Here is a 25,023-nt window from a genome sequence, read left to right as displayed (position 1 = left end):
TTCCGGACAATGACCTTAATTCAAGTCGGCGACGACATCGCAGGCTCAAATGCGCTCCAAGGCCACGACCTCGAAACGGGCATCGTCCCCCTCCCCTTGGGGATGAGGAGTGCGCGATACCTCCCGCCACTCCCCGACCGGCAGGGCGGGAAAGACAGCGTCGCCCTGCGCTTCCAGGTCCAGTTCCGTCAGCAGCAGGCGGCTCGCCTTCGGCAGGGCCTGGGCATAGATCGCGGCCCCGCCCGCAATGACGACCTCGTCGGCCTTCATCTCGGCTGCGACCTGCTGCCCGCGCTCGAGTGCCGCTTCCAGGCTGGCGGCCACTTCTACCCCCTCTGCCTGAAAAGCGGGATCGCGTGTCACCACGATGGTGCGACGCCCCGGCAGCGGTCGTCCGATCGACTGGTAGGTCTTGCGGCCCATGATCAAGGGCTTGCCCATGGTGGCGGCCCTGAACTGCTTGAGATCCGAGCGCATGTGCCACGGCAGCCCATTATCGACGCCGATGACGCGATTGCGGGCCATGGCGGCAACCATGATGACGGGAATAGCCATCATGCCCCGATCATACCGCGATCGGCGCGGAGATCGCCGGATGGGCTTCATAGCCTTCCACGATGAAATCCTCGAACTTGTAATCGAGGATCGAGGCAGGCTTGCGGGCAAAGCGCAGCTTCGGCCAGGGCATCGGCGTGCGGCTCAATTGCTGGGCGACGAGATCGCCATGGTTCTGATAGACATGCACGTCGCCGCCGAACCAGACGAACTCGCCGGGCTCCAGGTCGCATTGCTGGGCCAGCATGTGGATCAACAGCGAGGCCGTGACGAGGTTGTAGGGCACGCCGAGGCCGACGTCGCAGGAGCGCTGGTGCAGCAGGCCGGACAGCCGGCCATCGGCGACGAAATATTGATAGGTTGTGTGGCAGGGCGGCAGGGCCATGCCGTCGAGTTCCGCCACGTTCCAGCCGGTGAAGATCAGGCGTCGCGACGTCGGATTGTTGCGGATGTCGTGCACCAGCCGCGCGATCTGGTCGATCCCCTTGGGATCCCTGCGATAGAGCCCCTCCTCGCCCGGCACGTCGGTCGGCACGAAAAGCGGCCAATGGCGCCATTGCGCACCGTAGACGGGCCCGAGATCGCCCCAGCGCTCCGCGAAAGCCTCGTCCGCGACGATCCGCGCCTCGAAATCTTCTTGGCTGATCGCCTCGCCGGTTGCCTGGCGATATTTGGCGAGCGGCCAATCAGTCCAGATCGTCACCTTGTTCTGCAGCAGCGGCCGGATATTGGTGCCGCCATCGAGGAACCACAGCAACTCGCGCACGATCGTCTTCCAGGACACCCGCTTGGTGGTGAGCAAGGGCAGCGTGCCATCGGACAGATCGATGCGCAGGCTCTGGCCGAACAGCGCGCGTGTGCCGACGCCGGTGCGGTCGACCCGCGGCGTGCCCTCGCGCCAGACGCGGTCGAGGAGGTCAAGATAGCCCTGTTCAGGGTGCGGCTTGTGGGTGCGGTCGAGCATGGCCTGATCTTAGCCGCGGCGTCCGATTCCGCGACCCCCCTGAGAGAATTGTGCACGCAATCTTTCAGTCTGCGCGGCCATGTCGAGATGGCGGCTCTTGAAAGGCTAGCGCGGATTTCCTGCTAAACTATGTACGAACGCCGACGGTCGCTTTAGCCCGACATCTGGCCGATCTTCGGATTACACCTTGAGCACGCCTCGAAACCCCCGCACGGCATAATAGGAAGATGCCCCGTTGTGGTACAAGAAAACATGGTCATAGCGGCGATCGCAAAACAGGGCTCCGCCCTTTTTCCTGATCTCGGGCGGCGTCTTCACCCAGCTCGAGGTTTTCAGGTCGAACGCACCCAGTTCCTGTAGCGCACGATATTGTTCTTCCGTCAGGAGCTCGATGCCGATGGCGGCGGCCATGTCGACCGCGCTGCCCTCCGGCTTGTGCTCCTTCCTTTCATCGAGCGCCTGCCGGTCAAAGCAAAGACTTCTGCGGCCTTTGGGCGTTTCGGGTGAGCAGTCGTAGAAGACGTATTCGCCGGTCCCCGAATCGTGGCCGATTACGTCCGGTTCGCCTCCTGTGCGCTCCATCTCGCCAAGGGCGTGCAATTTCTTGGGATCGGCCTCCAGACGTGCCCGCACCTTGGCCCAGTCGAGGCCCTTGTGGCGTTTCATATTGGCTTCGAAGCGGGCTTTCAGCACGTCCAGCAAGTCCTGATTGCCGTCGTTGATCATCATGCAGCTCCCGCTTCCCGTTGGTGGACGTGGCCCCGTCCGGGCGCCCAATGTCTAGCGCACGAAATCCTGGTTGCGATATCCCTGCGCATAGAGCAGCGCCGTCAGGTCGCCATGCTCCACCCGCATCCGAGCCGCCGCGGCGACCGCGGGCTTGGCACGATAAGCCACGCCGAGACCGGCTTCGCCCAGCATGGCAAGATCATTGGCGCCATCGCCGACCGCCATCGTATCGGAGGCCGCCAGCCCCCTCGCCTGCCGCAAGCGATCGAGATTGGCGCGCTTGGCTTCCTTGCCGAGAATCGGCTCGGCCACCTCACCGGTAAGGCGGCCATCCCTCACCACGAGAAGGTTGGACTGATGCTCGTCGAAGCCGACCATTGCCCCGATCTTGGCGGTGAACAAGGTGAAGCCACCCGAGACGAGCGCCGTATAGGCCCCGTTCGCCCGCATGGTGCGCACCAGTTCCGGTCCGCCCGAGGTCAGGGTCAGGCGTTCCCGGATGACCTCGTCGGCGATGCTCTCCGGCAGTCCCTTCAGCAGAGCCACACGCTCGCGCAGAGCCGGTTCGAAGGCGATCTCGCCACGCATGGCACGCTCGGTGATCTCGGCCACCACCGCTTTGGCGCCGACGAAATCGGCCAATTCGTCGATGCACTCCTGGCCGATCATGGTGGAGTCCATGTCGGCGAGGAAAAGATGCTTGCGCCGCCCCTCGGCTTCCTGCACCACCAGATCCACCGCGCTGCCTGCCAGGGCCTCGCGCAAACGATCCTCGATCTCGACGATCGGTGCATCGGCCGTGCAGGTTATGTCTACTGCCACGCCGGGTGCCAGGACGACGGGAGCTCCGGGGGAGGCCAGCGACTGCGCCGCGTGCGACAGGGTAGCTGCGTCAAGGGCGGGACGGTCCGGATGGGAGATCAGCGTGGCGACAAGGGACATGAGGGCAGGTATCCGGAGTGACAGCCATTCAATATGACGCGGTGCTTCTCGCAGGTCCGACGGCGAGCGGCAAGTCAGCTTTGGCCCTGGCGCTCGCCGAACGCTTCGGCGGCAGCATCATCAACGCCGATTCCATGCAGGTCTACCGCGATCTCGCCGTGCTCAGTGCCCGACCTGATGCGAGCGAGACGGCGCGCGCGCCCCATTTGCTCTATGGTCATGTCGACGGAGCCATCAATTATTCGGTGGGACGCTGGCGCGATGACGCGGCCGCCGCCTTGGACAGTGTCCGGCGGCAGGAACGCCTGCCCATCGTGATCGGCGGCACCGGCCTCTACTTCAAGGCCCTGGAAAGAGGGCTCGCCGAGATGCCGGCCGTTCCCGACAGCGTCCGCGACGCGATACGCGGCAAGGCCGAAGGCATGGAGACCGGGGCCCTGCACGCCTGGCTGAACCAGAAGGATCCGGCCATGGCGAATCGTCTGCGGCCCAGCGATCGCCAGCGCCTAATCCGTGCCCTCGAAATTTTCGAGGCGACCGGCCGCTCCCTGTCGCAATGGCAGAGCGAACCGCATTCGCCGCCTCTGCTCGATGCCGACAAATGCCTGCGCCTCTTTCTCAGCCCCGAGCGCGCCGAACTCTATGCCAGGATCGATCGGCGCTTCGACCTGATGGTCGGGCAAGGCGCCATCGAGGAGGTTCGCGCACTCTCGCAGCGGGGGCTCGATCCTGCCCTGCCCGTCATGCGGGCCCATGGCGTGCCTGGGCTCTGCCGCTACCTCGCCGGCGAAATCGGGCTCGAAGAGGCCATTGCGGGCGCCAAGGCCGATACGCGCCATTACGCCAAGCGCCAGTTCACCTGGTTCCGCCACCAGATGCCGGGGTGGCGCTTCGTCGAGCCTGATCAGGCACTTGCAATTGCCTCAGCCGCGCTGATGAACGAAATTTAACACGTGATCATCACGATGGCCGGCAATCGCAGTCCAGCGTCGGGTTTACATAGGAATTTCAAGGGGCTGCATATGAATTTCTGCAGCTTTGCCATGCGAAGACAGCTTCATCCCAATAGGGTTTGGTGGATTTAGAGGCTTGTTTTCAAACATGGTTTCGGATTGATCGGGGGGGTTGCATTCCTATATGCAGCTTCTCTCCAGCTTATTCCGTTCTTTGGAATGGGCTTTCGTCCTGCTTCAGGCAGGCGAACAATCAAAGGACCAAGACATGCCTTGGAGTAACCAGAGCGGCGGTGGTGGCCCCTGGGGTAGCGGCGGCGGCAACAACGGCGGCGGGCGACCGGGGGGCGGTGGCCCCTGGGGTGGCGGTCCATCCGGCGGTTCCCAGCCCCCGGATCTCGAAGATTGGCTTCGCCGCAGCAAGGACGGCCTCAAGAATCTCCAGGGTGGCGGCGGTTTCACGCCGCGCAACATCGCAATCGGCGCCGTGGCGCTGATCGGCCTGTGGCTGCTCACCGGCTTCTATCGCGTGCAGCCCAACGAGGTCGGCCTCAATCTCGTCTTCGGCAGCTACAAGACGCTGAGCCCGCCGGGCCTGCGCTACAACGTGCCCTACCCGATCGGTGCGGTCGAAAAGCTCACTGTCACCAATGTCGAGACCATCAATATCGGCACGCGCGGCGACAGCGACAGCGCCAATGAAATGCTGACCGGTGACGAGAATCTCGTCAATATCGGCTTCACGGTGCAGTGGCAGATCAACCCGTCGGCGGCGGACAAGTTTGCCTTCAATCTGGCCAATCCGAGGGGAACGATCCGAGCCGTGGCGGAGAGCGCCATGCGCGAGGCCGTCGGCCAGCGCAACATCACGCCGATCCTGACGGGCGATCGCCAGGCGATCGAACAGCAGGTGCAGGGTGAAATGCAGCGGGCTCTCGACAGCTACGGGGCCGGCGTCATGGTCCGCCTCGTGCAGTTGCAGAATGTCGATCCGCCGCCCCAGGTGATCGACGCCTTCCGCGACGTGCAGGCCGCTCGTGCCGACCAGGAAAACACCATCAACCAGTCGCAGGTCTATGCCAACAAGGTGATCCCGGAAGCTGGCGGTGAAGCCGCCCGTATCACCCAGGCGGCCGAGGCCTATCGTGCGCGCACCGTCGCCGAAGCTGCCGGTGAGGCGTCCCGTTTCAACGAAGTCTTCAGCGCCTATCAGAAGGCCCCCGTGGTCACCCGCGAGCGCATGTATCTGGAAGCCATGACAGCCATCCTCACCGATACGAACAAGGTGATCTTGGACAGCAAGACGCAGGGCCAGGGTATCGTACCCTATCTGCCACTCGACCGTGTGCTGAAGCGGCCGGCCGGCTCGGCGCAACCCCAGCAGGGAGCGGCGCAATGAAATCCCCGCTTGGAACCATTGCCTTGATCACGACCGGTGCCGTCCTGGTCCTGGCCTATCTGTCGGCCTACACGGTGACGCCGCGCGACTACGCCCTGCCACTGCGCTTCGGCGAGGCGCAGCCGGCGAAGACCCAGCCCGGTCTCTACTGGAAATGGCCCTTCATCGAGAATGTCGAGTACATCAACAAGCAAGTGCTCGACCTCGACAGCCAGCCGCAGGAAGTCATCGCCAGCGACCAGAAGCGCCTGAAGGTCGACGCCTTCGCCCGCTACCGTATCTCGGATCCGCTGCGCTTCTTCCAGACCTCGCGTACGGAAAAGGGCGTGGAACTGCAGCTTTCCTCGATCCTGTCCTCGGCGGTTCGCCGAATTCTCGGCCAGTCGACCTTCGCTGCCGTCGTGCGTGACCAGCGCGCCGGACTGATGGAAAAGATCCGCGCCGAGGTCAATCGCGAAGCCGCCGGCCTCGGCATCGAGGTGGTCGACGTACGCATCCGCGGCGCCGATCTGCCGCAGGCCAACTCGGAGGCCGTCTACAAGCGCATGCAGTCGCAGCGCCAGACGGAGGCCCAGCAGATTCGCTCGCAGGGTACGCAACAGGCGCAGATTATCCGTTCCGACGCCGACAGGCAGGTCGCCAAGATCCTCGGTGAAGCACGCGGCAAGGCCTCGGAGACAACCGGCCAGGCCGACTCGAGCCGCATCAAGGTCCTGGCAGACGCCTACAACAAGGACCCGGAATTCTTCCAGTTTTACCTGTCGATGCGTAACTACGTCGATGCGATGAAGCCTGACAACACGCAGGTCTTCATCAGCCCGGACTGGGATTACTTCCGTTATCTTCGCTCACCGGCTGCCCCAGCAGGAACACCGGCGCCTGCGGCCCCGACTGCTCAGGCTGCTCCGGCGCAATAGGCTTGACGTCGGCCCTAGATAAAGCTCCATTGCGCCGGCCGCCTCGTTGCGGCCGGCGTTTTCATAGGACCGCCGCGAACATTCCGTCGGCGCCCTTGCCAAAAGCGTTTTGCGATTTGACGAGTTCAGCAAGAATCGCAAAAACGCTCTGGCCAATCCGTTGGATTGGCTTGGAAACAAGGAACTGGAGCAAACAAGCGTTCAGGTATGAACGCGTTTTGCTCAAGCGTAGTTTCCTAGCGAGGTCCGCGGATGGGCCTCGCCAGGGAACTACGCAAATGTTGATATCTTGCAGGTTCCTCCTGATCGCGCCCGTGGCTCGATCAGGAGGAACCTGCTTAGGATCGCGAGCCGTCGGAAGGTTCGGGTGAGGTTCATATAATGTGTGGGGCGGATGAATAGTTTCTCTTTCGGTGATTTCATCACGGCGCTCGGACTGGCCTTTGCGATCGAAGGGTTGTTCTTTCTGGCCTTTCCCGAGCCGGTACGGCGCATGATGGTCTCGGTCGCCAACTCCCCCAACGCACAGCTTCGCCTCGCCGGCTTCATTTCCGCCATCATCGGTATCATCATAATCTGGGTTGTAAGGGGCATGTGACGTGTCGGCCCGGTGTTGGGCCGCACCGCCGCTTCCTGTTGCAGACGAAACTGACAAGCCCCAACTTTGCGTGAACTTACGAGTGCGTCACGCTCGCGCCGCATTCCGCACTTGAAATTCAATCCGACCGCGCCCCACATCAACACCGATGCGGGTGACCATCCGAGGACTTGATGCCGATTCAACTCAACAGCCTGATGCGCCGCAGCGGCGCCGTTGCCATCGCCGCCTTGATCGCCGCCAGCCCGGCAACCCTGGTGGCGCCGCCTGCCATGGCCGCGGCGGGCCCGCCCTCCGTCGCTGATCTCTCGGCCGAACTGATCGATGCCGTCGTCAATATCTCGACCTCGCAGACGGTAGCCTCCGGCAGCAATGACGAAGACGGCGAGGACCAGCCGCGGGCCCCGATGCCCAAGCTGCCGCCCGGATCGCCTTTTGAGGAATTCTTCAACCAGTTCTTCAACAAGGAAGGCAAGGGGATGCAGCGTCCCCGCAAGACCGAAGCTCTCGGCTCGGGCTTCGTCATCGACCCCAGCGGCATCATCGTCACCAACAACCATGTCATCGACGACGCCGACGACATCGAGGTCAATTTCAACGACGGTTCCAAGCTCAAGGCCAAACTGCTCGGCCGCGACAAGAAGGTGGATGTGGCCGTGCTCAAGGTCGACCCGCCCAAGCCGCTGAAAGCGGTGAAGTTCGCCGACAGCGACAAGGTCCGCGTCGGTGACTGGGCCATGGCTATCGGCAATCCCTTCGGCCTGTCGAGCACGGTGACGCTGGGCATCATCTCGGCCCGCAACCGCGACATCAATTCGGGGCCTTACGACAATTATCTGCAGACGGACGCCGCCATCAACAAGGGCAATTCCGGCGGGCCGCTGTTCGACATGGATGGCGGCGTCATCGGCATCAACACGGCGATCATCTCGCCCACAGGCGGCTCGATCGGTCTCGGCTTCTCCATGCCGTCGGCGACGGTGCAGCCCGTGATCGAGCAGCTTCGGCTCTATGGCGAGACGCGGCGCGGCTGGCTGGGCGTACGTATTCAGGGCGTTAGTGACGACATCGCCGAAAGCCTGGGCATGCAAAAGGCGCAGGGCGCGCTGATCGCCGGCGTCGACGACAAGGGCCCGGCCAAGCCGGCAGGCCTAGAGCCGGGCGACGTGATCATGAAATTCGACGGCCACGACATCAAGGAAATGCGGGACCTGCCCCGCCTCGTCGCCGACACGGCGGTGGACAAGAAGGTCGAGGTGGTGATTCTGCGCAAGGGCCAGACCCTGACCAAGACGGTGACCGTCGCACGCCTCGACGAGAGCGACGCCGCCATCAAGGCATCCACCCGCGGCACCGAAACGCCTGAAAAACCGAAGATCACCAAGGCCCTCGGCCTGGAAATGTCCGGCATCACCAAGGAGCTGCGCGACAAATACAAGCTTGCCACCGATGCCAAGGGCGTGGTGGTGACCAAGGTGGACAACGGCTCCTCGGCCGAGGACAAGCAGGTCAAGATCGGCGACGTTATCCTCCAGGTCGGCCAGCAAGCGGTTTCCAACCCTGAGGATGTGAGCAAGCGCATCGAGGAGTTGAAGAAGTCCGGCACCAAGCAGGCTCTGCTGCTGTTGTCGAACACGCAGGGTGAGCTGCGCTTCGTGGCACTTAGCCTGAACTGAGCCTGAGCTTCAGATCTTACAAGACGATGGGTCTCCGCCTTGCGGAGGCCCATTCGTAATTGCTTCGGGCGATCCAATTAAAGGTGTGCGGGGAAGCAATGTGCCTGAAACTGCGGGCGTCTCGCCTGCTCCTGGAAACGCAGCGTGTGCGGGGAAGGGAGAGGCGGACGAGGCATCTGCGGCCTCAGCCGACAACCAAGCCGTCAGCTTGATGCAGAGCAGGACGTGACCCCGCTCATGCTGGCGAGGATGTCACTCGTGTGAGGCCGCTTACTTCTTCTTACGGAAATGATCGAGGCTGACGATTTTCTCGCTCTCGGCGGGCTGCTCGTCCTCACCGCCTTCGCCTGCCGTCGCAGTAACCGGCTCTTCAACAGGAGCGCTGGCCTTCTTGCGAGCAGGCTTGGCCGCAACCTCTTTGGTCCCGGCTTCCTTGGCCGGTGCACGCTTGCCGGCTTCGCCCTCGTCACTACGCGGAACTGCGCGAATCGCAGCCGGCGCCGGTACCGGTGCGGCTTCCTCTTCCGTCTCGACTTCGTCGACCTCGAACTTCACGCCGAAATCCACTGACGGATCGAAGAAGGCCGTCATGGCAGCGAAAGGCACGACCAGCCGCTCGGGGGCATTGCCAAAAGACAACCCAACCTCGAAGCCGTAATCGCTGACTGTGAGATCCCAGAACTGATGCTGGAGGACGATCGTGATCTCTTCCGGAAACTTTTCCGCCAGACGCGCCGGAATACTGACGCCGGGAAACTGCGTCTTGAAGGAAATGAAGAAATGATGGTCGCCCGGCAGTCCGATGCGGGCAGCATCGGCCAGCACGCGGCGAACCATGCCGCGCAGCGCATCCTGAGTGAGAAGATCATACCGGATATGGTCAATACTCATCGCGCAATTCTTACCAGGCCAGCTTTTGATTACATCAGGCCCGCTGGCACATTCATACGCCTTGCAGACCGCATCTTCGGATGGCCTGCAGGCAGACCGGAATGAAGTGGAGGCTTCTGTTGCCAGGTGCCTCCGAACCCCGCCTGCCGGTGCTACCCGTCAGGACTTGATTTCGGTCTAGTTACCGCTTACGCGGCAACCGCAACCGGAGCATAGTTGTCGTTGGCAACTATTGAAAAGGCCCGATATCGGCGGAACCATGCCGAGCGAAAGCACACCCTTTACACCCTCGTCGATCCTGTTTCGCCCCCGCCGCAGCCCGCCCTGACGGGCTCTGGTGGAGGCGCCGGGTACTGCCCCCGGGTCCGAAAGGTTTATTTCGATGACCATTTATCGCCATAGCCGGCGCGAGCCGGCAAAGGGAATATAGGCTGCCTGTTCGGCAGAAAAAAGAGGCGATTGCGGTTTGACGGAGCTTTCCTCAGGCTTGACATGCCTTATTTGAGAGAGAGGGCGTCTCGCCCTGCCCGTGCCATCCTCAATCGGCATGCGGCAGCGGCCTTGGATGCCCCACCGGAGACTCGAATACGAGCCGCCATGCGCTCCCCAAATCCAGGGCTGACCGCATGGGGCCAGTTGCAGGAGACCATCATGACTGAAGCCACCCCCGCCAGCCGCCAGGAAAGCGACTCCTTCGGGACGATCGAGGTGCCCGCCGGGCATTATTGGGGGGCACAGACCCAGCGCTCGCTCGAGAATTTCCGCATCGGCGCCGAGAAGATGCCCCGCCCGCTGATTCACGCTCTCGGGCTGATCAAACTGGCGGCCGCTCGCGCCAATCGCGAGCTCGGCGTGCTCGACCCCGCTTTGGCCGAGACCATCGAGCGCGCGGCTCGCGAGGTCGCCGACGGCAGGCTTGATGACGAGTTTCCCCTAGTGGTCTGGCAGACAGGCTCCGGCACGCAGACCAACATGAATGCCAATGAGGTGATTTCCAATCGCGCCATCGAGATGCTCGGCGGCACCATGGGCTCTAAGAAGCCGGTGCATCCCAACGACCATGTCAATCGCGGCCAATCGTCCAACGATACCTTCCCCACCGCCATGCATGTGGCTGCCGCCCGGGAGATCCATGACCGGCTGCTGCCGGCACTGCGCCATCTGGCTTCCGCCCTGGAACAGAAGGCCGAAGCCTTCAAGGACATCATCAAGATCGGCCGCACCCATTTGCAGGACGCGACCCCACTCTCGCTCGGTCAGGAATTCTCAGGCTATGCCACGCAGTTGCAGCAGGGCATCCGGCGGATCGAGGCTGGCCTTGCCGAATTGATGCCCCTGGCGCAGGGCGGCACGGCGGTCGGCACCGGCCTCAACACCCGCGAGGGGTTCGCCGAACGGATCGCGGCTGAACTTGCTGCCCTGACTGGCCTACCCTTCGTCACCGCCCCCAACAAATTCGAGGCCCTCGCCACGCATGATGCTTTGGTGGCGGCCCATGGTGCGCTCAACACCGTGGCCGTCAGCCTGTTCAAGATCGCCAGCGACATCCGGCTGCTCGGTTCGGGCCCTCGAGCCGGCCTCGGCGAGTTGATTCTGCCTGAAAACGAGCCGGGCTCTTCCATCATGCCGGGCAAGGTCAACCCGACCCAATGCGAGGCGATGACCATGGTCTGCACACGGGTGTTCGGCAATCAGAGCACCATCACCTTTGCCGGCAGCCAGGGGCATTTGGAACTGAACGTGTTCAAGCCGGTGATCGCCGACGCGACATTGCAGTCTATCCGCCTGCTTGCCGACGCAGCCAACAGCTTTACCGATCACTGCGTCAGCGGAATCGAGGCCGACACTTCCCGAATCAGCGATCTCGTGGCGCGTTCCCTCATGCTGGTGACGGCACTAACACCTGTCATCGGCTATGATAAGGCAGCTTATATTGCGAAGACAGCGCACCATAACGGTACCACTCTACTTCAGGAAATATTGGCGGCAAAAATAATGGATGAAAGAGCTTTTGAAAATGCGATGAGCCTTGCACGGATGATAACGCCAGATAAAGAATGACAGGAACGTTGTTTTCCAATCAAGGCATATGTCTTACAAGATGTGCCCAGATCGGGCCTCAAGTCGATAGTGAAGTTGTTCACTTGAGAGAAAGTTCCTTTCCGGTAAGCTGATGACTGAGATCGTGAATTTGAGGAGAGTACGCAAGGCTCGGGCAAGGGCCGAAGCCGAGCAGGAAGCTGCCCGGAAACGCTCGATCCATGGACTCTCGCGCATCGATAGAGAAAGGCTGCAGGCGGATAAGCAGGAGGCCGAAAGGCACCTCGACAGACACCGCCTGAAGCCCAATAATGTAGAGTGATGGGCTGCCATGAAAAGCAAAGTCGTTAAACGTTCCATCGTCATTGCCGGCCACAAGACGAGCGTTTCCCTGGAGGATGCCTTCTGGGAAACCTTGAAAGAACTGGCCGCCAAGCGCGATCTCACGCTCTCGGACGTCGTTGCCGAGATCGATGCCACACGCGCCCAAGGAAATCTGTCTTCGGCAATCCGGCTCTTCGTCCTGGAGAATGTGCGCCGAGGATGAGGGTGGCTTGATTCGGCCCGGCCTGCAGTCGCGTTCGCCTGATTGATGGAAAGCAGGTTCCATCCGGCAGGCCTGGTTTTGCTCCCGCTTGATGCTTGCCTTCATCATGTTGCAGGAGTTTGTCTCTACGGCAGCGGCCATAGCCCATTCGAACAATTGAAGACCTAGCTTGCTTCAGACTTAGCGCGTCCATAAAGGCTAGATCTGCTGTCTTGTGTGTAACGCAAAATAGACGGCCTTATAATACCACCCGCAACCACCGACATCTGCTTTCAACCTGGAATAGCGGTAAGCAACGGCCCTCCCCCGCCTCAGGGGCCGATCGGCGGTGATCCGATGGGAGCCTGCGGCAAGGCCGGCCCGGAATTCGGCAGAAGCGGGGCTGGCACCACCGTGGTGTGGCCGGGGGTTACCGACGAGGCGGGCAGGTTTTCGAGAGAAGGCAATTTCACCGGCGGCACGCCGGGAAGCCCGGCCGTGGGCGCCAGCGGGACCCCCGCCCCGCCCGTTGCCGGCACCGGTGCTCCCGGCCTCAGTTGCAGAGGTGGACTGGTGGGTGCCGGGACCTGAAGCTGGGCTTTCCGACGCGCATCTTCGATCGCCTTCTGCATCTTCAAGGCTTCCGCGCGACGCGCGTCCTCCTGAGCCTTCTCCTCGATCCGCCGTTGTGCCTCCAATACCTCGAGTTTGCGGGCCTGCTGTTCGACACCGCGAATACTGAGCCAGGCGACAAGGCTCGATACATCGACCTGCTTTTGCAAGGCGTCGATGGTGCCGCGCAATTGCACCGGGATGATTGGGGCCGGGCCCCCGAAGCCATCGGCCGGATTGGTGGGGGAGAGCGCGATGTCGGCCTTCACCGTCAGGTCCGAGAGATCCAGCAGACCGGAGAGGGCAATGCTGCCCTGCGCCGAGGTGGCTCGGGTCGAGGAGAGACGGAGCACGCCGCCCGCGAGCGAGAGATTGCCGTTGATCGTCCCGGTCTTCAGCGGAGCTTCATCCAAGCTGCGTTCGAAGGCTTCCCTGACGTGACCGGCGTCGCCGGAAAGTCCACCATCTACCGCCACCACCGTCTGGCCGAAGGCCTTTTCGGAGAGCCCCGCCAGCGATGCCTGGGCAAGTTCGGCGGTTCCTCCCCCCGTGAGGGAGGACATCAACGCGTCGGGCGAGCGGCCATTGCCCTGGAATTCAACGCCCATGGCCAGTTCGCCAGAAAGCTGACGTCCCTGCAGCGCGACCTTGTGCAACGAGAAATGTCCGCTTGCGGCAGTATCGAGGGCGGCATGCGAAAGCTGGAGGGCACCGCTGACATCACCGCCGGCGAGTTTTGCAGCAAAATCATCGACGGCCACCTTGCCATTGCCGAAATTCAGCACCGCGCGCGCATTGTCGAGTTCGGGCAGGCGTCGAGACAGGCGCAACGTCTTGGCCGAGACGGAGAGCCGACCTGCGAAGGCATCGAAGGTTCCCGCACCAAAGCTCTCATCGGAAAAGGCATTGCCATTGGTGTTCCCCGCGCCCAGATCCGCTCCCGAGAACAGCGAGCCGAGCAGTTGCCCATCAGCCTTGAGAAAATTCAGGCGACCGTCGAGGCGCGTCGGCTTGCCGGCATTGATGGTGAGCGCTCCGCTGACCGGCATGCCGAGCACTGTCCCCGTCAGATCATCGAAGACATAACGACCTGCCCTGGCACGAAAACCGGAGTCCAGCGTGGCACTCTGGGAAGGAACCACGCCCGGAAGCGGCAGGCTCAGTAGCTGGGCCGGCACCAGCGCATCGTCGGTGCTGGCCGTCAGGCGCCCGTCGAAAGCCGGCGCTTCGAGTGAACCGGTCATCTTGCCGGTACCGGAGAGTTGCAGCCCCGCTCCTTCGAAACTGGCGTTCCAACGCATCGCGCCGTTGAGCGGACCCGACAGGGCCATCTCCAGCGAGGCACGCCCGGGCACGGAACCCACCGCATAGTCGAGCCCAGCCTGGCGCATCAGCGTGGCGACGTCGAGGCTGTCGGCCTTCACCCTGATATCGGCGTTCTCGCCTGCGCCCGTGCCCGCGAATTGGGTGTCGAGTTGCAGAACGCTGCCGCCGAACTTGCCGTCGACCGAATAACGCCGCGCAGCCCCGAAGGCAACGGAAAGGCTGGCATTGGCCGGCGAGAGCGAGGCCGCGCGGGCCGCAAAGGCATTGACCCAGAAAACCGGCAGCGTGCTGCGCTTGAGCGTGGTAGCCAGCCCCGAAAGATCCTTGCCGTTCAATACGATGCGGATCTCGCCCTGTGGCTCGGCACCGATATTGTCGATGCGGCCATTGGCGGTGAGATTGGCGCCGCCGAGGTCGTTGACGACCACATCCTCGAGCGCGATCAGCTTGCCGCCCGCCTTGATATGCCCACTGACCGATTTGGCCTCGATTCCCGACAGGGCCAACGCTTCCGCCTGCAAGCGGATATCGGCTTCGCTGAACAGATCGCTGCTGCCGGGCAGGAGAGCGGCCACCGATGGCAGCACGTCGAGATCGATACGCTGCGCGGCCAGATTGGCTTCGACCCGCCCGGCGGACCGGCCGTGTGCCAGGCGGTTCCAGGCCAGCCTGCCCTTGACCGCGGCATCGTCGATGGCGAGGGTCAGCTGCGAAAAGTCCACCTTGTCGGCGTCGGCGTCGAGGGCTGCCTTCAGGGACAGTTTGCGGGCGGCATCCGGCCGCCCCAGAACGGGCTGGCCCTGCAGCCAGCCGATCAGGCCGGTGGCCTGGCCCGATTTGAGGTCGAGATTGCCCTTGAACCCGCCTCCTTCGTCATTGACGTCGCCGGCCAGCAAGAGATGGCTCTTGCCCGGCAATGTCGCCTCGAGACGATCGACCTGCAATTTCCCCTCGGCAACCCTGAGGCTCGCCCGGGCATTCTGGATCAACTCGCCGCCCAGCATGAGGCCATCGGCGGCAAGATCGATCTGGGCGTTGGTGGCGGCTCCGGCAAGCGTCGGTATGGTCCTGGCAAGCCTGGCCAGCACCGCGGCCGGTGGCTGGCGCTTGTCGGGGCCGATACCGGCGAAACGATCGAGTTCGAGCTGCTTGCCGGCAAGGTTCGCCTCCAGCACCGGCGTGGCGCCGAAAGCCAGGTTCACGCTGCCGGCAAGCTTGAGGGCCCGCTCGTCCGGCCCAAGCTGGATCGACACCTTGTCGGAGGCCACGCCTGCGGGTGTAGCGGTCACCGGCCCCGACATACTCCAGGCCAATTGCTCGCCAGCGGCCTGATCATCCGGGTCCCCTTCTCCCGCCGCCTTCGCGGAGAAGGTCGGACGCAGCAGCGTCGCCATCCCGACAAAGGTCGGCTTGCCACCCTGAAGCTTGACCTGACCGTCGAGATCGAGCGTCACCGGCTTGTCCGCCGGCACCGCGGTGATGCGCAGATTGAGGCTGCCCTTCTCGGCAACGCCCGTCGCGATCTTTATCGTATGAGGCACGCCGGCGATCTTGATGCCGCCCTCGGCCTTGTAGGGACCGAGTACCGAACCGGATTCACCGACCAGATTGATGCCGGTCAGGCTGATGTCCTGGCCGTCGACCTTGTTCACATAATGAAGCGATCCGCCACTGACCTCGAAGCTTTCGACCGCGGCCCCGAGCGACACCGGATATTTCGATAGGGGAGCGATCGTCCCCTCGTCATCGGCCGCTACCGACAGGGCGGGATCACGCACCACCACATTGGAAAGATCGACATCGCCGCGCAGCAGGCCGCCGAGGCTGACGTCTCCATCGATGCGCGCAACGTTCAGCCTGGTAGTGCCATAGGGGTCTCCGATGCTGACATCCGAGAGCGAAAGCCAGGGCTGGGGCAAGAGGCGCGCTTCGATCGGGCCACGAATGATGACGGTTGTGCCGAAATGCTGCGTGAGGCGGTTGCCGATATCCTCGCGCCAAGCGTTCCAGTCGACGTAGAGGGGCGCGGTGAACACAGCCGCGAACGCCACGATCAACAAAAATCCGATAACGGTGAGCGCCTCGCGCACGCCGCACGTCCTTTCCAATGCCTTTGCAATCCAGTACCGGGAATCGCAAAGGTGCCTCCAAACGAAGGGTTAGAGCAAATGCGTTCCGTCAGAACACGCTTTGCCCTCGACCGGCAAATGTTTCACCCCGCCGATGGCGCCATGGTGAATCCGGTTTCGAGGTCCCTTCCCTGCCAGCGACGACCATACGCGAAAACCGCGGCGAGACGAAACCGGGAACGTGGAGAAACTGTGGTCCCGGGTCACTGCACAGGGCGGCGGGAGATGGTCCCAAACGGTCGAAATCCCGATCGAAACCGTCATTATGAACAGATTCGGCAGCAATTGTCTTACGAACGACCCGCCATGTTCACATTTTCACCAAGTCTTTAGATTTCATTAAGACCCGTACAAAATTTGTGCTATGACATCCTCCGCCGGAATAAATGCTAAAGCATGAGCCGGCTGGGCTGTGCCTGAATGCTCCCCCACAAAAGAATGAGCAGCGGGCAAAAAAGGGGCGGTCGAATTCGTGGCCGTTCGTCACAACAGCGTCGCGTCAATAGAGGAACGGTATCTCTCGCTTTCAGTGAGGTGGGTACACAATGTTACGCTTGATCAGCTCCGTCGGAGTCGTATTGGCGTTAGGTGTCTTCGGCGCAGGCTTCTATACGGTTGGGACTAGCACGGGGCAGTCTCCGTTGGCCCGTAGTGAGCCGACAAGCCGTGTAGCAGCAGCGAACATGCTGGTTTTTCTTTCGGTGGACAAGCAAACGCAGCAGGCTGGTTATCTCGACGGCCGGCCCGTTCCTTCCGGTTTGACGATGCCGATCATCGTTCGTGTCAAACCCAAGGACGCTACCGAAGGAAAGGCCGCTGGTCAGCCGGTGGTGGTGACGCCATAGGAGAGGATAGATTCAACGGCCAAAGCATTTTGCGATTGGACGGGATCGCAAAGACGCGTCGAAACGGGAGTTAGAGCAGGAGAGCGTTCAGCCATGAACGCACTTAGTTCTAGGAGGGACCGGGCCGGAACTATCCTTGAGCAAACAGAGCCGGGCCCGATCGCAGGCAAGGTTCAACAGGCACCCGGATACGTGCCCAAGATGAATGAAGACGATGGGCGGATGTTTCGAGGAGAAGCATCCGCCTGTTGCTTTTTGCGGCGGTTCCTGAAGCCGGTACGCTCGAACGGGTGTCCGGCTCCGGCAGGCCGCTCAATCGGGAAAGATCTTGCCAGGATTCATGATGCCGGCCGGATCCAAGGCCTGCTTGATCGCCCGCATCGCCGCCAGGGCCGGGGCACCGTGTTCGGCCTTGAGATATTTGCGCTTGCCCTGCCCCACGCCATGCTCGCCGGTGCAGGTCCCTTCCATGGCCAGCGCCCGCTCCACCAGCCGTTCGAGAAAGCCCTCGCAGGCCGCGACCTCGCGAGGATCGCTCATGTCGACCATCGGCTGCACGTGGAAATTACCGTCGCCGACATGCCCGACGATTGGCGCGATCAGACCGGTGGCATCGATGTCCCGGCGGGTTTCGGCCACGCATTCGGCCAGGCGCGACAGCGGCACGCAGACATCGGTGGCAACGATCTCCGCGCCCTGCCACATGGACTTGACCGCCCAATAGGCGTTGTGGCGCGCCGCCCATAGCTTGGTGCGCTCCTCGGGCTTGGTGGCCCAGGTGAAGGGACCGCCGCCGAACTCGGTCGCGATTTCGCCGAAGCGTTCGGCCTGCTCGGCCACGCCGGCATCGCTGCCATGGAATTCCAGGAACAGCATCGGGGTCTCTGGCAAGCCCAGGCCGGAATAGGCATTGGCCGCCTTCACCATCAACGTGTCGAGCAGTTCGATGCGCGCCACGGCAAGGCCGGACTGGATGGTGGCGATCACGGCATCGCAGGCGGCCTTCTCACTGCCGAAGGGACAGATACCGGCGCTGATGGCCTCGGGAATGCCATGCAGGCGCAGGGTCACTTCCGTGATGAGGCCAAGCGTTCCCTCCGAACCGACGAGCAAGCGCGTAAGGTCATAGCCGGCCGAGCTCTTCTTGGCCCGGCTCGCCGTCGAGACGATCTCGCCATTGGCCAGCACCGCCCGCAGCGAAAGAACATTATCCTTCATGGTGCCATAGCGCACCGCATTGGTGCCGGAGGCACGCGTTGCCGCCATGCCGCCCAGGGAAGCGTCGGCACCGGGATCGATGGGAAAGAACAGCCCCTGGTCGCGCAGATAGTCATTGAGCTGCTTGCGCGTGACCCCCGGCTGCACCACGGCGTCGAGATCCTCGGCATGCACGGCAACGATGGCGTTCATGCGGCTGGTATCGACGGAGACGCCGCCTTCCGGTGCATTGACATGCCCTTCCAGACCGGTTCCGGTGCCGTAGGGAATGATGGGCACGCCATGGCCGGCACACAACCTGACGATATCAGCCACTTCATTTTCATTCTCAGGGAAAACCACGGCATCCGGCGCCTGGGCGGGCAGCCAGGTCAGCGTGCTTGCATGCTGGTCGCGCAAAGCCTGGCTTGCCGAAAAGCGCGGACCGAATTGTCCGGCCAGGGCATCGCAGACGGCAGAGAGATCTTCGGGCTGGTAGCGCCGGGAATTTGCGCCGGAATTGACCATAATATGTTACTTTGTCTTGAGGTATCAGCCATTTGGCATACACTGACTTGGAAGCCCTGCGCCAGAGGGTATCGCGATCGTGATCGATCGTCGCCCATCCAGTGTGGGCAGACCTGGAACGAGACTGAATATCCGAGCCTGCCCAACAGGTTCGGATATTCAGTTTGAAGTGGGTGAGAGGGCAGAAGATCGAGGGCTTTTTGCGACTACCAAGAGTCGTAGAGGCGCCGCGAAACAAGGAGTTAGAAGCAAAAGTGCGTTTTTTTTCAAAACGTGCTTTGCTCTAGTGGCGTGGAGGCGGAAATGTTTGACACCAGCAAATTGCCAGCATTGTTCTTCGCGCCGTTCGTATCGTCACAGATGCGCATCGAGCCCCATTGGATCGACTATAACGGCCATCTGAACATGGCCTATTATCACGTCCTGTTCGACAACGCCCTTGGCGAAGCCCTGGCGCTCGTCGGTCTGGGGGAGGATTATATCCGTGAGCGCGGCATGTCCTTCTTCACCGGGGAAGTACACGTTATCTACAAGCGTGAACTTCACCTCGACGATCCCGTGCGTGTGCGCCTGCAACTGGTCGGCTATGACGAAAAGCGTCTGCATATCTATGAAGAACTCTGTCATGCCACCGAAGGCTGGGTGTCGGCCACCTGTGAACTGATCTCGCTCAATATCGACATGGCGACCCGGCGGGTGGCTCCCTTCCCTCACGACATCATCGACAATCTCGCCGAGATGCGCTCCTCGCATGGCTATCTGCCCACGCCCGAGATCGTCGGCCGGGCCATCCGCACCCCGGCGCTAGTCAGCCGGCAATAGCCAGCGGGCGCTACGCGCCAGCAGCACCGGCCGGTGCACCAGCGACACCAGCACGAAGCTGACGATCATCAGCAGATACCAGGCCCCGAGCTTGCCGAAGGAAACCAAAGCGAAGCCGTGGCGCTGGTTGGGATAGATCCAGACCTGGCCGAAACTGCCGATGTTCTCGGCGATCCAGATGAAGAAGGCAACCAGGAAGAAACCAAGCAGCAGCGGCATGGAGCGCGGTTCCCGGTCCACCGTAAAATAGATCTGCGTGCGCCAGAACAGGATGACTATGGCGGCGAACAGGCCGAGGCGGATGTCCGGCAGAAAATGGTGGGTGAAGAAATTCACATAGATCAGTCCGGCCAGCAGGATCGTCCAGCGCATGCGGGGATAGAAACTGTAGCGGAAGTCGAACAGGCGGGCCGCGCGGGCGATGTAGCTGCCGACGGCCGAATACATGAAGCCCGAGAACAGCGGCACTTCGCCGATCTTCAGCAGGCTCGGCTCGGGATAGGCCCAGGAACCGGCCTGCGTTTTGTAGATCTCCATGACGGTGCCGACGACATGGAAGACCGCGATCACGGCGGCTTCTTCCCAGGTCTCGAGCTTGAGCGCAAGCAACAGGCCCTGGATACCCAGCGCCGCAAAGCAGAGGAAATCATAGCGGCTGACCCAGGCCCCCTCGGGATAATAGAAGCGCGTTGCCAGGATGAGGGCGAGAAAGGAACCGCCGAACAGGCAGGCCCAGCCCTGCTTGAGGCCGAAGAGCCAGAATTCGCGAAGGAAGAGCCTGAACATTGCCATGCCCAATCCTTGCAGGCGCGTTTGCAGCCTCGATGCAGATGCAATGGCGCGCCCGTGAAATCCGGGCGCAGGATCGGCGTACGCCATGGCGGAAAATGGGCGCGCCGCTGCGCCGCCTTTTCGAGCAAAGCGCCCAAATAATCACCATCAACGCTTTGAAATATAAACAATATTCTTGGCACGAAAATAACTTGCCCAAGGGCTTTGTCTGAGCGACACTTCCAGGATCGGCATTGGCGACAGACCTTGGGCGGAAGACCTCGCCCCACAAGAGGCACAAGCGCCGGCCGGCCATTCAGAGAGACGGAAGGGTGCCTATTATGGACTGCCTGAAAGTATTTCGACGCAGCGGCCTTGCGGCCGTGGCGGCCGCTTTGCTCGTGGGAATTTCACCGGCTTCGGCGGCTTCGCCGGAATCCTCCGATCCCATCAAGATCGCCTTGTTCGACTGGACCAGTGTCAATCTCAATGCCAAGATCCTGGGCGGCATCCTGGAAAAGCTGGGATACACCGTCGAATATCCCACCGCCGACTATCTCTCCAGCCTGTCGACCGGCCTTACCAATGGCGATCTGACCCTCGGCGTCGAATTTTGGGACACCACCGCCGGCGAGGCCATGAAGGCCTCCGACGCCACCAAGCAGACCGAACGCCTGGGCAAGCTTGGTCCCAAGGCCAAGGAGGAATGGTGGTACCCGATCTATATGAAGGAGAAATGCCCCGGTCTGCCCGATTGGAAGGCTTTGCTGGACCCCAAATGTGCCGAGGCCTTCTCCACGCCCGATACCGCTCCCAAAGGCCGCTACCTCGGCGGACCCGTGACCTGGGAAGGCTTCGATGACGAGCGCGTGGCAGCCCTGAAGCTGCCCTTCACGGTCATCCATGCCGGCACGGACGGTGCCATGTTCGCCGAGCTCGATTCCGCCTATCAGCGCAAGGCCCCAATCATGCTGTGGATCTATTCGCCACATTGGGCCACGGCGAAATATCAGGGCGAATGGGTGAAATTCCCCGAATATGAGCCGGCCTGCTACACCGATCCGAAATGGGGTACCAACCCGGATGCCAAATATGATTGCGGCAAGCCGCATGGCGAGATCTGGAAATATGCCTGGGCCGGCATGAAGGACAAATGGCCCGTGGCCTACAAGGTTGCCAAGGCCTACACGATCGAGACCGACGAACTCAACAAGCTGAGCGGCCAGGTCGATCTCGAAGGCAAGAGCCTGGACGAGATCGCGGCCAAGTGGGTCACCGACCACGAAGCGGCCTGGAAAGCCTGGGCCCAATGACTCGCCGAGACGGGCGAGCCTGGAGAAGCTGAACGAAAAATCGCAGGAACCTCAAGGTTTTTGTCGTCACCGGGCTGTCCCGGAGATCCACGCGCCCTCCAGGCTGCGGCATCTGGATGCCCGGGACAGGCCAGGGCATGACAAAATCAGAACACCCGCGTTCTGGCCTCGATTTCCAAGTCAGGCTCCGGAGGCCCGTCTCTCAATCTCCCGATGCAACCAAGAGGCACCGATGCAAGCCGCGATCGCTTCGCCAGGCCCGGACGCCGCCACACGCACCGTGAAGCTGGCCTGCCGCGACGTCTGGAAGGTTTTCGGCCCAAATGCCGCCCGCGAACTGGCCCGGCACGGCCAGCGACCGATGGATGAGGACCTTGCCAAGGCAAGCCTGGTCGCCGCCGTGCGCGAGGCCAGCCTTACCGTGCACGAGGGCGAGATCTTCATCATCATGGGGCTGTCCGGCTCGGGCAAATCTACCCTGCTGCGTTGCCTGGCCCGATTGATCGAGCCGACCGCCGGCACAGTCGAGTTCGACGGCAGGAATCTGCTCAAGGCCAGCGAGGCCGAGATGATCGAACTTCGCCGCCACAAGATGGGCATGGTGTTCCAGAACTTCGCCCTGCTGCCGCATCTGAGCGTGATCGAGAACGTCGCCTTCCCGCTGGCCGTCCAGGGCATCGCCAAGGCCGAGCGACTGAAACGAGCGCAGGATATGGTCGATCTGGTCGGCCTGCGCGGCCGCGAAGGCTTCTATCCGCGCGAACTCTCAGGCGGCCAGCAACAGCGCGTCGGCATCGCGCGCAGCCTCGCCACCAAGCCCGAACTCTGGTTCCTCGACGAACCCTTCTCCGCTCTCGATCCGCTGATACGCCGGGAGATGCAGGACGAACTCGTCCGGCTGCAGAAGGTGCTGCACAAGACCATCGTCTTCATCACCCATGACTTCGACGAGGCGATCCGCCTCGCCGATCGTGTCGCCATCATGAAGGACGGCGCCATCATCCAGACCGGTACGCCGGAGGAACTCGTCACCCGGCCGGCAACCGACTATGTCGCCGAGTTCACCCGTGACGTCCAAAGGGCGAAGGTGGTTTCCGCCCGCGGCCTCATGCGTCCCGCCCAGCCCGGTTCCGCCTATGCCGGCAATCTCGCCCCGGCGGACAAGGTCTCCTCTTTCGCCGCCGACATCATCGGTGCCGCCGCGCCCTTCGCGGTCCGCGATCCTGCCGGCGCCCTGCTCGGCGAGGTCATGCCCGACGCCGTGCTCGGTATCCTGACCGGCGGCGACCAGCGCAGGAACGCCGCTTGAGCAAGTCAGCCCCCCTTTCCCTCGCTCAACCGCATACATCGCCTGGTGGCCGGGTAACGACCTGGACCGTGATCTGGTGCCTTGCTTCCCTGCTCGCCATCACGCTCTACTTCATGAGGTCGAATGCAGGCTGGCTTTCCGCCTGGCCCGATGACTGGATCATTCCCTTCGCGGGTTGGATGTCGGCCGTCATGGCCTGGATGAAAAGCAATCTGAGCTGGCTGACACGGGCGATCGCCGCCATCCTCGACCTTCCTCTCCAGATTGCTTTCGGATTGCTGGCCAAGCCGTTGAAATTATGGGGTATCCCGCTGCCGACATTATCCTGGCTGGGCGTGATCTCAGCGGCGATCATCGCAGGCCATGCTGCCGGAGGGCTGCGGCTCGCGGCCCTGATGGCGGCCTGCTTTGGCTATATCGCGCTTTTCGGCCAGTGGCAGGGGGCCATGCTTACCCTCGCTTTGATCCTGATCTCGGTGCCGCTTTGCGTGCTGACAGGCCTGTTGCTCGGCGTCGCCGCCTGGCGTTTTCCGAAGCTGGATCGGCTGGCGGTCACCCCGGCCCTCGATCTGATGCAGACGATCCCGACCTTCGCCTATCTCATCCCCATGTTGATCCTGTTCGGCAACAGCCCGGTCTCGGCGATGATCGCCACTTCGATCTTCGCCACGCCGCCAATGGTGCGGGCCACCATGGTGGCGCTGTCCCGGATTCCCTCCGAGATCTCCGATTTTGCCGTCATGGCAGGCTGCACGCCGCGCCAGAAGCTCTGGCGCGTGCTGATCCCCACGGCGCGGCCCATGCTCATGGTCGGCGTCAACCAGGTGATCATGCTGGCGCTGAACATGGTGATCATCTCCTCGATGATAGGCGCGGGCGGGCTCGGCTATGACGTGCTGCTGGCCCTGCGCGCCCTCAAGATCGGCCAGGGCATGGAGGCGGGCTTCGCCATCGTGGTGCTGGCCATCGCCCTCGATCGGCTCTCGCAGGCCTTTGCCTATCGCGGCGGCCAGCCCGTGCATCGGGAGGGCAGCGGGCTCTTCGCCCGCCATCCCCATCTCGTCCTGGCGCTGGCTCTGCTGATTGCAAGCACGCTGGCCAGTCTCGTCTTGCCGGCTCTCGCCAAAATCCCCTCGGGCTGGACCTTGTCGACTGCGCCGTGGTGGAAGGCGGGCGTCGATTGGATCACCGTGCATTTCTTCGACGTGATCGAGGCCCTGCGCGTCGGGCTTCTCGTTTATGTGCTCAACCCGGTCCGGGCCTTCTGCGAAGCCATTCCCTGGCTCGCCGCCCTGGTCCTGCTGGTGCTGGCGGGTTACCGCCTTGCAGGCTGGCGCCTCGCCGCCCTCATCGGCTTGCTCGTGCTTTTCTGCGCCTCGTCCGGGCTGTGGCAGAAGACGATGTCGACCGTCTATCTCTGCGGCGTGTCGGCGATCCTCGCCACGCTCATCGGCATGCCGATCGGCGTCTGGGCCTCGCGGAGCGACCGGGTGTATCGCGTGATCGAACCTGTTGTCGATACCCTGCAGACCCTGCCGTCCTTCTGCTTCATCATTCCGATCGTGATGCTGTTCCGGGTTGGCGACGTCACTGCCCTGATCGCCACGGTCTCCTTCGCCGTCGTCCCAGCCATCCGCTATACCAATCATGGCCTGCGGCAAGTGCCGCCGACCCTGATTGAAGCAGCGAAGACGGCCGGTTGCACGCGCTGGCAGACCTTCCGCCTGGTGCAATTGCCGATGGCGCTGCCCGAGATCATGCTCGGCATCAACCAGACCATCCTGCTCTCGCTGAGCATGATCATCATCTGCGCGATGATCGGCACGCGCGATCTCGGCCAGGAGGTCTTCATCGCCCTCGCCAAGGCGGATGCCGGCCGCGGCATCGTCGCCGGCCTTGCCATCGCCTTCATCGGCATCGTCGCCGACCGCCTGATCGGGGGCGCCAGCGCCAAGGCGCGCAAGCGTTTGGGGTGATGCCA

The 25,023-nt window shown here is 62.5% G+C and carries 23 protein-coding genes and 1 other RNA gene; 14 read left to right on the top strand and 10 right to left on the bottom strand.

Going from position 1 to position 25,023, the window contains the following annotated elements; genetic code table 11:
• Window positions 1-45 precede the first annotated feature (45 nt).
• The 4 genes from ACN6KF_RS05085 to serB form a co-directional block, all read right to left on the bottom strand.
• Window positions 46-558, bottom strand: coding sequence for a dihydrofolate reductase (locus ACN6KF_RS05085; RefSeq protein ID WP_434955790.1), 513 nt, complete (start codon window positions 556-558; stop codon window positions 46-48).
• A gap of 7 nt (window positions 559-565) precedes the next feature.
• Window positions 566-1,519 (bottom strand): thymidylate synthase, encoded by a 954-nt coding sequence (locus tag ACN6KF_RS05080; protein ID WP_434955789.1) that lies wholly within the window; start codon window positions 1,517-1,519, stop codon window positions 566-568.
• Window positions 1,520-1,699: 180 nt separating this feature from the next.
• The gene (locus ACN6KF_RS05075; protein ID WP_434955788.1) at window positions 1,700-2,248 is read right to left on the bottom strand and encodes a DUF4256 domain-containing protein; all 549 of its coding nucleotides are present in this window, start codon (window positions 2,246-2,248) and stop codon (window positions 1,700-1,702) included.
• 51 nt (window positions 2,249-2,299) lie between these two features.
• Window positions 2,300-3,190 (bottom strand): phosphoserine phosphatase SerB, encoded by an 891-nt coding sequence (gene serB / locus ACN6KF_RS05070; protein ID WP_434955787.1) that lies wholly within the window; start codon window positions 3,188-3,190, stop codon window positions 2,300-2,302.
• 17 nt (window positions 3,191-3,207) lie between these two features.
• Here serB and miaA point away from each other — a divergent pair, with 17 nt between their 5' ends.
• The 3 genes from miaA to hflC all read left to right on the top strand — a co-directional run bounded on the left by miaA (window position 3,208) and on the right by hflC (window position 6,459).
• Window positions 3,208-4,140 (top strand): tRNA (adenosine(37)-N6)-dimethylallyltransferase MiaA, encoded by a 933-nt coding sequence (gene miaA, locus ACN6KF_RS05065; RefSeq protein ID WP_434955786.1) that lies wholly within the window; start codon window positions 3,208-3,210, stop codon window positions 4,138-4,140.
• Window positions 4,141-4,411: 271 nt separating this feature from the next.
• Complete coding sequence (hflK, locus tag ACN6KF_RS05060; RefSeq protein ID WP_434955785.1) at window positions 4,412-5,542, top strand: FtsH protease activity modulator HflK; 1,131 nt, start codon at window positions 4,412-4,414, stop codon at window positions 5,540-5,542.
• Window positions 5,539-6,459: a protease modulator HflC gene (hflC, locus tag ACN6KF_RS05055; protein ID WP_434955784.1), complete on the top strand. Its 921-nt coding sequence runs from the start codon at window positions 5,539-5,541 to the stop codon at window positions 6,457-6,459. The genes hflK and hflC overlap by 4 nt, the downstream gene beginning before the upstream one ends.
• Before the next feature lie 61 nt (window positions 6,460-6,520).
• On the opposite strand, the gene ACN6KF_RS05050 is transcribed toward hflC, so the two are convergent.
• On the bottom strand, window positions 6,521-6,685 hold the full coding sequence (locus ACN6KF_RS05050; protein WP_434955783.1) for a hypothetical protein: 165 nt from the start codon (window positions 6,683-6,685) through the stop codon (window positions 6,521-6,523).
• A gap of 168 nt (window positions 6,686-6,853) precedes the next feature.
• On the opposite strand from ACN6KF_RS05050, the gene ACN6KF_RS05045 reads away from it, so the two are divergent.
• Window positions 6,854-7,057, top strand: coding sequence for a DUF2065 domain-containing protein (locus ACN6KF_RS05045; RefSeq protein WP_434955782.1), 204 nt, complete (start codon window positions 6,854-6,856; stop codon window positions 7,055-7,057).
• Between the two features lie 173 nt (window positions 7,058-7,230).
• The gene (locus ACN6KF_RS05040; RefSeq protein ID WP_434955781.1) at window positions 7,231-8,733 is read left to right on the top strand and encodes a Do family serine endopeptidase; all 1,503 of its coding nucleotides are present in this window, start codon (window positions 7,231-7,233) and stop codon (window positions 8,731-8,733) included.
• A 270-nt stretch (window positions 8,734-9,003) separates the two neighbouring features.
• Here the strand turns inward: ACN6KF_RS05040 and ACN6KF_RS05035 are convergent, their stop codons facing one another.
• The gene (locus tag ACN6KF_RS05035) at window positions 9,004-9,624 is read right to left on the bottom strand and encodes an SspB family protein (RefSeq protein WP_434955780.1); all 621 of its coding nucleotides are present in this window, start codon (window positions 9,622-9,624) and stop codon (window positions 9,004-9,006) included.
• A gap of 105 nt (window positions 9,625-9,729) precedes the next feature.
• Window positions 9,730-10,080, bottom strand: a transfer-messenger RNA (tmRNA) gene (gene ssrA / locus ACN6KF_RS05030).
• 195 nt (window positions 10,081-10,275) lie between these two features.
• On the opposite strand from ssrA, the gene fumC reads away from it, so the two are divergent.
• From fumC to ACN6KF_RS05015, 3 genes are all read left to right on the top strand, one after another.
• Window positions 10,276-11,685, top strand: coding sequence for a class II fumarate hydratase (gene fumC / locus ACN6KF_RS05025; protein ID WP_434955779.1), 1,410 nt, complete (start codon window positions 10,276-10,278; stop codon window positions 11,683-11,685).
• A 112-nt stretch (window positions 11,686-11,797) separates the two neighbouring features.
• Entirely contained in the window at window positions 11,798-11,986 is a 189-nt protein-coding gene (locus ACN6KF_RS05020) for a DUF4169 family protein (RefSeq protein WP_434955778.1), read from the top strand.
• Window positions 11,987-11,995: 9 nt separating this feature from the next.
• Window positions 11,996-12,211, top strand: a complete 216-nt coding sequence (locus ACN6KF_RS05015; RefSeq protein ID WP_068282176.1) for a ribbon-helix-helix domain-containing protein — start codon at window positions 11,996-11,998, stop codon at window positions 12,209-12,211.
• 311 nt (window positions 12,212-12,522) lie between these two features.
• On the opposite strand, the gene ACN6KF_RS05010 is transcribed toward ACN6KF_RS05015, so the two are convergent.
• Entirely contained in the window at window positions 12,523-16,218 is a 3,696-nt protein-coding gene (locus ACN6KF_RS05010; RefSeq protein ID WP_434955777.1) for an AsmA family protein, read from the bottom strand.
• A gap of 722 nt (window positions 16,219-16,940) precedes the next feature.
• Here ACN6KF_RS05010 and ACN6KF_RS05005 point away from each other — a divergent pair.
• Window positions 16,941-17,102 (top strand): hypothetical protein, encoded by a 162-nt coding sequence (locus tag ACN6KF_RS05005; RefSeq protein ID WP_156771335.1) that lies wholly within the window; start codon window positions 16,941-16,943, stop codon window positions 17,100-17,102.
• A gap of 312 nt (window positions 17,103-17,414) precedes the next feature.
• On the opposite strand, the gene ACN6KF_RS05000 is transcribed toward ACN6KF_RS05005, so the two are convergent.
• A complete protein-coding gene (locus ACN6KF_RS05000; RefSeq protein WP_434955776.1) occupies window positions 17,415-18,827 on the bottom strand; it encodes an FAD-binding oxidoreductase in 1,413 nt (470 codons plus the stop codon).
• A gap of 303 nt (window positions 18,828-19,130) precedes the next feature.
• Here ACN6KF_RS05000 and ACN6KF_RS04995 point away from each other — a divergent pair, with 303 nt between their 5' ends.
• Window positions 19,131-19,649 (top strand): thioesterase family protein, encoded by a 519-nt coding sequence (locus ACN6KF_RS04995; RefSeq protein WP_434955775.1) that lies wholly within the window; start codon window positions 19,131-19,133, stop codon window positions 19,647-19,649.
• Here ACN6KF_RS04995 and ACN6KF_RS04990 read toward each other — a convergent pair.
• Window positions 19,632-20,441: a DUF817 domain-containing protein gene (locus ACN6KF_RS04990; RefSeq protein WP_434955774.1), complete on the bottom strand. Its 810-nt coding sequence runs from the start codon at window positions 20,439-20,441 to the stop codon at window positions 19,632-19,634. The genes ACN6KF_RS04995 and ACN6KF_RS04990 overlap by 18 nt on opposite strands.
• 32 nt (window positions 20,442-20,473) lie before the next feature.
• Here ACN6KF_RS04990 and ACN6KF_RS04985 point away from each other — a divergent pair, with 32 nt between their 5' ends.
• The 4 genes from ACN6KF_RS04985 to ACN6KF_RS04970 all read left to right on the top strand — a co-directional run bounded on the left by ACN6KF_RS04985 (window position 20,474) and on the right by ACN6KF_RS04970 (window position 25,018).
• Window positions 20,474-20,653, top strand: coding sequence for a hypothetical protein (locus tag ACN6KF_RS04985; protein WP_434955773.1), 180 nt, complete (start codon window positions 20,474-20,476; stop codon window positions 20,651-20,653).
• Window positions 20,654-20,761: 108 nt separating this feature from the next.
• Window positions 20,762-21,733 (top strand): ABC transporter substrate-binding protein, encoded by a 972-nt coding sequence (locus tag ACN6KF_RS04980; RefSeq protein ID WP_434955772.1) that lies wholly within the window; start codon window positions 20,762-20,764, stop codon window positions 21,731-21,733.
• Window positions 21,734-21,965: 232 nt separating this feature from the next.
• The gene (locus ACN6KF_RS04975; protein ID WP_434955771.1) at window positions 21,966-23,042 is read left to right on the top strand and encodes a quaternary amine ABC transporter ATP-binding protein; all 1,077 of its coding nucleotides are present in this window, start codon (window positions 21,966-21,968) and stop codon (window positions 23,040-23,042) included.
• Window positions 23,039-25,018 carry an ABC transporter permease gene (locus tag ACN6KF_RS04970; RefSeq protein ID WP_434955770.1) on the top strand — a complete coding sequence of 660 codons (1,980 nt, stop codon included), beginning with the start codon at window positions 23,039-23,041 and terminating at the stop codon, window positions 25,016-25,018. Before ACN6KF_RS04975 ends, ACN6KF_RS04970 begins: the two co-directional genes overlap by 4 nt.
• The last annotated feature ends 5 nt before the right edge of the window (window positions 25,019-25,023 follow it).

It is taken from the genome of Labrys methylaminiphilus subsp. lupini (genome assembly GCF_051161885.1).
Classification (GTDB): Bacteria; Pseudomonadota; Alphaproteobacteria; order Rhizobiales; family Labraceae; genus Labrys.
The sequence above is the reverse complement of the archived record's forward strand: the minus strand, read 5'-3'. Positions and strand labels throughout refer to the sequence as shown.